General features: G+C 75.8%; 1 protein-coding gene. It reads left to right on the top strand.

The genetic code is table 11. From position 1 onward, the window contains the following. A partial coding sequence (locus tag ACTWQJ_RS36170) for an amino acid adenylation domain-containing protein (RefSeq protein WP_443310690.1) occupies nt 1-11026 on the top strand: 11026 nt, incomplete at both ends.

Genomic DNA, 11026 nt, shown 5'->3' with positions numbered 1-11026 from the left:
GGTCCGCGACACGGTCCGCCACTTCCTGGACCTGCGCCTGCCGAAGCTGCCGCAGGGCCGCACGGTCGAGGTCGTGGAACTGGGCGCCGGCACCGGCGCCACCAGCGAACGGGTGCTGCCCGCGCTGGCCGCGCACCCCGGACGCGTCGGGTACACCTTCACCGACATCTCGCCGCGCTTCCTGGAACACGGCCGGGAACGCTTCGCCGAACGCTACGACTTCGCCCGCTTCCAGGTGCTCAACCTCGAACGCGGCCTGGCGGAGCAGGGGTTCGAGCCGGCATGCGCCGACCTCGTCGTCGCCACCAACGTCGTGCACGCCACCAGCGACCTGCGGGCCACCCTGCGCAAGGCCAAGGCGCTGCTGCGGCCCGGCGGCTGGCTGGTCCTCAACGAACTGACCTCCGTACGGCCGCTGCTGACCATCGGCGGCGGTGTCCTGGAGGGCTGGTGGGCCTTCGAGGACGGCCACCTGCGCATGCCCGACTCCCCGCTCGCCTCCCCGGAGGGCTGGACCCGGCTCCTGCACGAGGAGGGATACGCCCCGGTCCACGCGCTGGGCGCCGGCGACCCGGCACTGGGCCAGACCGTCCTGGTGGCGGAGAGTGACGGGGTCCTGCTGAGCGCGCCCGCGCCCACGACAGGCCCGGCCGGCGCCTCCGCGTCCGCCCCCGTCTCCTCGGGCGCGACCACCTCCACCGACGCCCTCACCGAGCGCCTGCGCGACCTCGTCGAGCGGGTGCTCAAGCTGGACGAGTGCATCGACCCCGGCCGCCCGCTGGCCGACTACGGCTTCGACTCACTCAGCGGCATGAAGATCGTCACCGCCGTGGACGAGGAGTTCGGTGTCGCCGTACCGCTCGGCGACTTCTTCGAGCAGCCGACCCTGCGCGAGCTGGCCGCCCACCTGGCCGCCAACTGGCTCGCCGGGGTGGCGGCCGGATCCGCCCTGCCCGAAGCGCCCGGGGCACCCGTCCCGGCGCCCACCGCACCTGCCCCGGCCACCGCCCCGGCCGTCTCCCCTGCTGTCTCCCCGGCCGCCGAGGCCGCGGCCCGCGTCCTGCGCCCGCGCACCGACGGCGAGGAGAGCCGCCACCCCCTGTCCGAGGGCCAGCGCGCCCTGTGGGTGATCGAACAGATCGCGCCCGGTACCTACGCCTACAACCTGCCCCTCGCCCTCTGGCTCGACCGCGGCCTCGACGTGCTCGCCCTGCGGGCCGTCCTGCAGGACCTGGTCGACCGGCACACCGAGCTGCGGGCCACCGTCCACGCCGGCGACGAGGGGCCGTACGCCCGGATCGCGACCGAGCCCGAACTCTCCTTCCAGCAGGTCTTCCTGACCGCCAGGAGCGACGCCGAGCTGCGTGACCGGATGCGCGCCGACCTGCGCCGCCCCTTCGATCTCGCCGCCGGCCCCCTCGTCCGCGCCACCCTCTACACCCTGGGTGACGGCCGCAACGCGCTGCTGCTGACCTTCCACCACCTGGTCTTCGACGGCGTCTCCATCGCCCTGCTCCTGCGCGAGCTGGAACGCGGCTACCACGCGCTCCTCGCGGGCCGTGCCCTCCCCGCCGAGCGCCCCGCCCGCAGCTACGCCGACTTCACCGCCTGGCAGCGCGAGCTGCTCGCCGGTGCCGAGGGCCGGCGGCTGCGCGCGTACTGGACCGAACGGCTGCGCGGGCGCAGGACCACCGTGCCGCTGCCGCTGGACCGGCCCCGCCCGGCCGTGCCCGGCTTTCACGGGGCGAGCCTGGACGGGCACATTCCCGCCGCGGTCGCCGACCGGGCCCGCGCGCTCGCCGGCGCCGAGCAGACGTCCCTGTTCGGGGTCGTCCTCGCCGCCTGGTTCACGCTGCTGCACCGCTACAGCGACCAGGCCGACATCGCCGTGGGCACGCCGACGGCCGGACGCCCGGCGAGCGGCTTCGACGACACGCTCGGCTACTTCATGAACATGGTGGTGCTGGCCGAACGCGTCGACGGCGCCGAGGAGTTCCGCGGCCTGGTCCGCCGTGTCCACCGCACCGTGCTGGACGCCCTGGAACACAGCGCGTACCCGCTGATCACCCTGGCCGACGACCTCCGCCGCGCGGACCCCGAGGCCGGCGACCCCTTCAACGTCGCCTTCTACTTCCAGAACTGGACCCGCACCGCCCGCCGCGACGCGTCCGGCGACGCCGTGGTGCTCGGCCCGGTCGAAGGAGTGCACCAGGAGGGCGAGTTCGACCTGACCCTGGAGGTCGTCGAGCAGGAGCAGGGCTGCCGCTACACGCTCAAGTACGACCCCGGTCTCTTCGACGAGGAGACCGTGGCCCGCCTCGGCGCCCACTTCACCACCCTCCTCGCCGCCGCCGTCGAAGAGCCCGGCACCCCGGTGGCCGACCTGGAGCTGCTCACCGAGGACGAGCGGGCCCGGCTCACCCCGCCCGCCCCCGCCGACTACCCGGCCGACACCCTGGTCTGGGAACTGGTACGCCGGCAGGCCGACGCCCGGCCCGACGCGGTCGCGGTCCGCCACGCCGGCACCGAACTGACGTACCGCACAATCGTCAAGCGCGTGGACGCCCTCGCCGCCCGGCTCACCGCCGCCGGAGCGGGCCGTGGCCGGACCGTCGGGGTGCTGCTCCCGCGCGATCAGGACCTGCCGGTGGCCCTCCTCGCCGTCCAGGCCTCCGGCGCCGCCTACGTACCGCTCGACCCCGCCTACCCGCAGGACCGGCTCGCCTACATGGCCGAGGACGCCGGGCTGCACCTGCTGCTCACCCACTCCACCTCCGACATCGGCCTCGCGGCTGTGCCCCGGCTGGTCGTCGACACCTCCGAGCAGCCGCCGGCCCTGCCCTCGCCCGGCCCGGCCGGCCCGTCCGACGCCGCGTACGTCATCTACACCTCCGGCTCCACCGGCCGTCCCAAGGGCGTCCGGGTGCCGCACCGCGCGCTGACCAACTTCCTGTGGTCGATGGCCCGCGAGCCCGGCTTCGGACCCGGCGACACCCTGCTGGCCCTCACCACCGTCTGCTTCGACATCTCCGGCCTGGAGCTGTACCTGCCGCTGGTCACCGGCGGCACGGTGGAGGTGCTCGCCGCCGAGGACGCCCGCGACGGGCTGCGGCTGCGCGAGGCCCTCGAACGGGCCCGCCCCACCGTCATGCAGGCCACCCCGGCCACCTGGAGCATGCTGCTGGCCGCCGGCTGGCAGGGCGACCCCGCGCTGAAGGTGCTGTGCGGCGGCGAGGCGCTGCCCGCCGACCTGGCCGAGGCGCTCCTCGCGGGCAACGGGCAGGTGTGGAACCTCTACGGCCCCACCGAGACCACCATCTGGTCGGCGGCGAACCGCCTCACCCCGGGCGGCCGGGTCACCCTGGGCGCCCCGATCGCCAACACCGCGCTATACGTCCTCGACAGCGCGCGCAGGCCCGTCCCCACCGCCGTCGCCGGGGAGTTGTACATCGGCGGCGACGGCGTGGCCGACGGCTACCTCGGCCGCCCCGAACTGACCGCCGAGCGCTTCCTGCCCGACCCGTTCGCGGCGCGCGCCGAGGCCCGCATGTACCGCACGGGCGACCTCGTACGACGGCTCGCCGACGGCACGATCGAGTACCTCGGCCGGCTCGACTCCCAGGTCAAGGTGCGCGGCTACCGGGTCGAGCTGGAGGAGATCGAGGCGACCCTGCGCCGGCTCGACGGCGTCCGCGAGGCCGTCGTCGTGGCCCGTGGACAGGCAGCGGGCTCGCACACCCTGCTCGCCTGCTACGTCCTGGAGGACGGCGCGGCCGAGCCGGACCGCGAGCGGCTGGCGACCTGGCTGCCGGACCACATGGTGCCCGACGCCCTGGTCCGGGTGACCGGCTTCCCGCGCACCCTGAACGGGAAGAACGACCGAACCACGCTGGCCGCGCCGCCCCTGGCCGACCTGCGCGCCCGCTTCGGCGCCGGGTCCCCGCCCGCGGCCCGCACCAGCGCCCCGGCAGGGGCCACCGGCGGCCGCACGGAGGCCCTCGTCGCCGAGCTGGCCCGCATGGTCGCCGCCCTGGTGGACCTGCGCCCCGAGGACATCGGCGCGCACACGCCGCTCGGCGAGACCGGCATGAACTCCGTGAGCTTCACCGCGCTCAGCGCCGAGCTGCGCAAGGCGTACGGCATCACCGAGTACCCGACCCTCTTCTACCGCCGCGGCACCCTGCACGCGCTCGCCGAGCACCTGTGGGAGCATCACGCGACCGCGCTGACGGCCCACTTCGGGACGGCCCCGCAGGCACCCGCCACCGAACAGGCCGCTCCGGCCGGGTCTGAGGTTTCGGCGGTCCCTGCCGGGTCCGGGACTTCTGGGGCCCCTGCCGGGTCCCAGACCCCGGTGGCCCCCGTCGGCCGTGAGGTCGCCGTCATCGGTATGGCCGGGCGCCTGCCCGGCTCCATGGACCTCAGGGAGTTCTGGGACCACCTCGCCGCCGGCGACGACCTGGTCGGCGAGATCCCCGCCGACCGCTGGGACTGGCGCGACCACCCGCGCTCCCGCTCCCGCTGGGGCGGCTTCGCCCCGGACGTGGACCGCTTCGACGCCGCGTTCTTCGGCATCTCACCCCGAGAGGCCGAACTGATGGACCCGCAGCAGCGGTTGCTGCTCGAAACCGTCTGGCAGGCCGTCGAGGACGCCGGCTACCGCCCCTCCGAGCTGGCCGGGAAGCGGGTCGGCGTGTTCATCGCCGTCACCAACTCCGACTACCACGAGGTGCAGCGGGCCGCCGGACGCGCCACCGAGGGCCACACCCTCACCGGCGCCGCCCTGTCGATCGTCCCGAACCGGGTGTCGTACCTGCTCGACCTGCGCGGTCCCAGCATCGCCGTCGACACCGCCTGCTCCGGCTCCCTCACCGCCGTCCACCAGGCCTGCGCCGCCCTGCGCGACGGCACCTGCGACCTGGCCATCGCGGGCGGCGTCAGCCTCATCCTGGCCCCGGGCGTCTACGAGGCGCTCAGCCAGGGCGAGATGCTCAGCCCCGACGGTCGCTGCAAGGCCTTCGACAGCCGCGCCGACGGCTATGTGCGCGGCGAGGGCGCGGGCGTCGTCCTGCTCAAGCCGCACGAGCGGGCCGAGCGCGACGGCGACGCCGTACACGCCGTGATCAAGGCCGCCGCGCTCAACCACGGCGGCCGGACCACCTCGCTCACCGCCCCCAACCCCGAGGCCCAGGCCGACCTGCTGGTCGAGGCCTACCAGGCCGCCGGCGTCCACCCGGACACCGTCGGCTACATCGAGGCGCACGGCACCGGCACCGCCCTGGGCGACCCGATCGAGACCACCGGCCTGAGCACCGCCTTCCGGCGGCTGCGGGCAGGGGAGGACGCGCCCAGCGGGTCCGCTCCGTGCGCCATCGGCTCGGTCAAGACGAACATCGGCCACCTGGAGGCCGCCGCCGGTATCGCCGGACTCTTCAAGGTGGTCCTGTCGATGCGGCACGGCACCATCCCGGCCAGCCTGCACTTCCGCGAGCAGAACCCCTACCTGGAACTCGACGGCGGCCCCTTCGAGGTCGCCGCCACCGCCCGGCCCTGGCCGCGTCCCCGGGACGCACACGGAGCCGAGCTGCCCCGCCGTGGCGGCGTCAGCTCCTTCGGCTTCGGCGGGGCGGGCGCGCACATCGTGTTGGAGGAACCCCCCATGCCGGACACCCGCGACGAGCCCGCGGCCCAGCAGGTCTTCGTGCTCTCGGCCCGCGACGGCGACGCGCTCCGGCGCTCGGCCGCCCGGCTCGCCGACCACCTCGGGCGCCAGGACGTCCCGGCCGAGGACCTCGCCTACACCCTGCAGACGGGCCGGGAGCCGATGCCGCACCGGCTCGCCGTCGTCGCCGACGGCACCGCGGCCCTGCGCGCCGAGCTCACCGCGTACCTGGCCGGGCGCCCCTCCGCCGTACGCACCGCCCAGGTGACGGCCCCTCAGACGGGCGACCCCGTCTCCCCGGACCGGCGCGACCTCCGCGCCCTGGCCGCCGCCTGGCTGCACGGCACCGACGTCGACTGGCGGACCCTGCACGAGGGCGCCGCCCGGCGCCGCGTCCACCTGCCCGCCTACCCGTTCGCCGGCCCCCGGCACTGGGTCGCCCCCGGCGAGCGCCCCGCAGAGCCCGGCCCCCGTCTGCACCCCACCCTCCTGGACGCCAACGTCTCCACCTTCGGCGAGCAGCGGTTCGCCAAGACGCTGACGGGCGAGGAGTTCTTCCTGCGCGACCACGTCATCGGCGGCGACCTGGTGCTGCCCGGCGTGGCCTATCTGGAGATGGGCCGCCTGTCGGGCGAACTCGCCGCCGGGGGAGCCCCGGTGCGCGGCGTCGACGACCTGGTGTGGGCGGCGCCGGTCCGGCTCGCCTCCGGCCACACCGGGCACCCGCTGCTGGTCCGCGTCACCGGCGACCGCTCCCGCGCCGCCTTCGAGGTGCGCGGCGCCGCCGAGGACGCGCCGGTGCACGCCAGCGGCACCCTGCGGTTCGACGACCCCGGTTCCCGGCCCGCCCCCATCGCCCCGGCGGACGTACGCGCCCGCTGCACCCGCGTCCAGGCGGGGGCCGACTGCTACGACGGTTTCGTCCGGCTCGGCTTCGCCTACGGTCCCGCCTTCCGGGTGATCGAGGAGATCGCCGAGGGCCCCGGGGAGGCGCTGACGACGCTGCGCCTGCCGGAGCCGCAGCGCGCGGACGCCGGTGCCTACGTCTTCCACCCCTCGCTGCTGGACGCCGCCCTGCAGACCGCGGGCCGGCTCGTCCCCGGCGCCGGGGACCCGGCGGGCCCGGCACCGTACCTGCCGTTCTCCCTGGGCTCGGTCCGGCTGTACGCCCCTCTGCCCGAGCAGGGTTACGCGTACGCCACCCCGGCCCGGCGCCCCGCCCCGGCGGGCTCCCTCGCCTTCGACGTCGCCCTGCTCGACGAGAACGGGCAGGTGACCGCCACGCTGGAGTCCTTCACACTGAGGGCGCTGCGCCCGACGGACGCCACGCGAGCAACGGACACCGCACCCGCGCCCGGGATGCAGGCCGTGCCCGCCGTCGACGTCGTCCACGCCTTCGAGCCCGTCTGGGAGGCCGCGCCCGCTCCGCACGGCCAACTCCCCTCCGCCGCACGGGTCCTGCTGCTCGACCCCGCCTCCGCCGACGCCACCGACGTGGCCGTCGCCCTCACGGCGACGGGCGCCGATGTCCGCCGTATCCCGCTCGGCAGCGGCTTCGACGCCGAGGCCGCCGTGCGCGCCGCCGGAGCCGGACCCGTCCACGTCGTCCACCTGGCCGGACGCGACCGCACCGCCCGAGACTCCGTGGAGCACGGCTTCCACGCGGCCCTGGCCTTCCTGCGGGCCTGGCAGCGCGAGCGCCGCGACGCGCTGCGCTACCTGTACGTCCACCCCGAGCCGGCCCCGTCGCCCGCCCAGCCGGCGATGGCCGCCTTCGCCCGCACCGTGCGCCTGGAGCAACCGTCGGTCGCCCTCGGCGTCCTGGCCCTCGCCCCGGGCCGCCCGCTCGCCGAGGCCGTCGTCGCAGAACTCGGCACGGACGGCGGCCCCGAGGTGCGCACGGACGCGGAGGGCCGGGCCCGCCGCGCCTGGCGGCACGTGAGCCTCCCGGCCGCGCCGGGCGCCGCGTTCACCGGTGCCGGCGCGCACCTCGTCACCGGCGGCACCGGCGCCCTGGGCCTGCTCGTCGCCGAGCACATCGCCGCCGCGCGGCGGGCCGCCGGTGTCACCGGCGGCGGCATCGTGCTCGCCGCGCGCACCGCCCCCGATCCCGAGGCCCGGGCCCGCGCCGACGCCCTCGGCGCCCGGGTGGTGCTCGCCGACGTCACCGACCCGGCCGCCGTACGCGACCTGGTGGCCGAGGCCCGCCGGGCGCACGGCTCGGTCAGCGGCGTCGTGCACGCGGCCGGCGTCCTCAGGGACGGGCTCATACGCACCAAGCAGCGTGCGGACGCGGACGCCGTCCTCGCCGCCAAGGTGCACGGCACCGTGCTGCTCGACGAGGCGACGGCGGACGAACCGCTGGACTACTTTGTCGCGCTCTCCTCGGCGGCCGCGGCCTTCGGCAACGCCGGCCAGAGCGACTACGCCTTCGCCAACGCCTTCCTCGACCACTTCGCCGAGGAGCGCGAGCGGCGCCGCCGGGAAGGCGCCCGGCACGGCCGCACCCTCGCGGCCGCCTGGCCGGTCTGGGCCGACGGCGGGATGCGCGTCGACGCCGACGCCGAGGCATACATGGAGCGTGTGCTCGGCATGCGCCCGGTGCGCACCGCCCCCGCCCTGGAGGCCCTGGACCGGGCACTCGCCCACACCGCGCCGCGCCTGCTCCTGGCCGCCGGCGACCCCGACCGCATCCTCCAGGCCCTCGAAGGCGCCGAGCCGCACAAGGACGAGTCCGCCACCTCCGCGCCCGGAGCGCACGAGCGCGCCGAGGAACTGGTCCTGCGGCTGCTCGCCGAGGAGCTGAAGCTGCCCGAGGCGGAGATCGCCGTCGCCGAACCCTTCGACCGGTACGGCGTGGACTCGCTCATCACCATGAGCCTCATCCGCCGCCTGGAGGAACACGTCGGCCCGCTGTCGAAGACCCTGCTCTTCGAGTACGTGACCGTACGCGACCTCGCCGGCCACCTGGCCGGGGCCCACCCCGGCGCGTTCCCGGCCGCCGCCCCGGATACCACCGCCCCCGCGGCGACCGTGCTTCCGGTGAAGCCGGCCGAGCCGCCCGCGCCCGCCCCGCAGGACGCCGCCATCGCCATCATCGGCGTCGCGGGACGCTACCCCCAGGCCGACGACGTCACCGAGTTCTGGCGCAACCTGCGCGCCGGCCGGGACAGCGTCGAGGAGATCCCCGCCGACCGTTGGGACCACGGCCTGTTCTACGAGCCGGACAAGTCCGCCACAGGCAAGACCTACGGCAAGTGGGGCGGCTTCGTACCCGGCGCCGACCGCTTCGACCCGCTGTTCTTCCGGATGTCGCAGATCGAGGCGGAGCACACCGACCCGCAGGAGCGGGTGTTCCTGGAGACCGTCTGGCATCTGCTGGAGGACGCCGGATACACCCGCGAGCAATTGCGCGGCGCCCGCACCGGCGTGTTCGTCGGCATGATGTACGGCCACTACCAGCTGTACGGCGTCCAGGAGGCGCTGCGCGGCGAGGGCTTCGCGACCTCCTCGTCGTACGCCTCGGTGGCCAACCGGGTGTCGTACTTCTTCGACTTCACCGGCCCCAGCGTCGGCCTGGACACCATGTGCTCCTCGTCGCTGGTCACCATCCACCAGGCCTGCCTCGCCATCCGCAACGGCGACTGCGACGTCGCCGTGGCCGGCGGGGTCAACATCTACAGCCAACCGGTGAAGTTCCTCCAGCTCGCCCAGCGCGGCTTCCTCGCCGAGGACGGGCGCTGCCGCAGCTTCGGCGAGGGCGGCACCGGGTACGTGCCCGCCGAGGGCTCAGGCGCCGTCCTGCTCAAGCGCTTGGACGCGGCCCTCGCCGACGGCGACCGGATCCTCGCCGTGGTCAAGGCGTCCGCCGTCAACCACGGCGGCGCGGGCGCCGGTTACAGCGTCCCCAACCCCAAGGCCCAGGGCGACCTCGTGCGTACGGCGCTGGAGCGGGCCGGGCTCGCGCCCGCCGACCTCGACTACCTGGAGGCGCACGGCACCGGCACCGCGCTCGGCGACCCGGTGGAGATCACCGGCATGCTGCGGGCCTTCGGCGAGGAGCCGCCCGAGCGGCTGCCCATCGGCTCGGTCAAGTCCAACATCGGGCACGCCGAGTCGGCCGCCGGCATCGCCGCGATCACCAAGGTGCTGCTCCAGATGCGGCACGGCGAGCTGGTGCCGTCCCTGCACGCGGACCGCCTCAATCCGAACATCGACTTCACGGCGACCCCGTTCGAGGTCCAGCGCGGGCGGGCGCCCTGGCCCCGCCGCGTCCTGGCGGACGGCAGGGTACAGCCGAGGACGGCGGGCGTGAGCTCCTTCGGCGCGGGCGGCACGAACGCCCACATCATCCTGCAGGAGTACGTCGGCGACGGCGCCGGTGCCGGGGCTGCCCCGGCCGGTCCCCAGCTGGCGGTGCTCTCCGCGCGGGACGCCGGCCGGCTGGCCGCGCAGGCCCGGCGGCTCGCCGGCCACCTGCGCGAGGACACCGCCGCGACTCCCGCGCAGGTCGCCTGGACCTTGCAGACGGGCCGAGAGGCGATGGCCCACCGGCTGGCCGTGCTCTTCCACGACCTGCCCGAACTGTGCGCCCGCCTCGACGAGTTCGCCGCAGGCGGCACCCCGGCCGGCAGCTGGACCGGCGTGGTCGACCCGCGCCGGCCCGCCGCGGGCGAGCGGCTCCCCGCCGACCCCGCCGCGTACGCCACCGCCTGGACCGGCGGACAGCAGGTCGACTGGCCTGCCCTGCACCCCGGCGGCAGGCCCGCCCGGGTGGCGCTGCCCGGCTACCCCTTCGATGGCGACCGGGTCTGGCTGGCCGCGGCCGACGCCGAACTGGCCGCCCTCGGCGCCGGGCGTGACGCACTTGGTGGCGGCCGGAGTGCACATGGCGCCGACCACGACGCGTCCGATGCAAGCCACAGCGCCCCCGGCGCCCGACGCGACCCCGAGGGGCTGTTGTTGACTCGGCAGTGGCGCCCCGCCCCGCCCGTGCCCCGTTCGGCGCCGCCCGCCCTGACCGCCGTACTCGCCGCACCCGGTACCGAGGCGCTGGCCGCCCGGCTCGCGGCGGTGCTGCCGGCCGCCGAGGTGCTCACCGCCGACCGGATCAACGCCGAACTCACCGACGCCTGCACCCGCTGGGACCGCCTCGACGCCGTCGTCGACCTGGCCGGCTGCACCGGACCCGTGCTGCCGCCCACGCACGCCGCGCTGCCCTCCTGGCTGCGCTGGCTCCAGCACCTGGTCGACCTCGGCCGCCGCGACCTGCGCGCCCTGCTCGTCTCGCGCGGCGCGCCCGCCCTCGGCGGAGCGGCCCGGGCGGGCCTGTACCGGATGCTGCAGAGCGAGTACCGCCACGTC

It is taken from the genome of Streptomyces sp. KR55, assembly GCF_052245645.1.
GTDB classification, from domain to species: Bacteria; Actinomycetota; Actinomycetes; order Streptomycetales; family Streptomycetaceae; genus Streptomyces; species Streptomyces flavusporus.
Note: the sequence above shows the minus strand (reverse complement) of the source record. Positions and strands in the feature narration are given on the sequence as shown.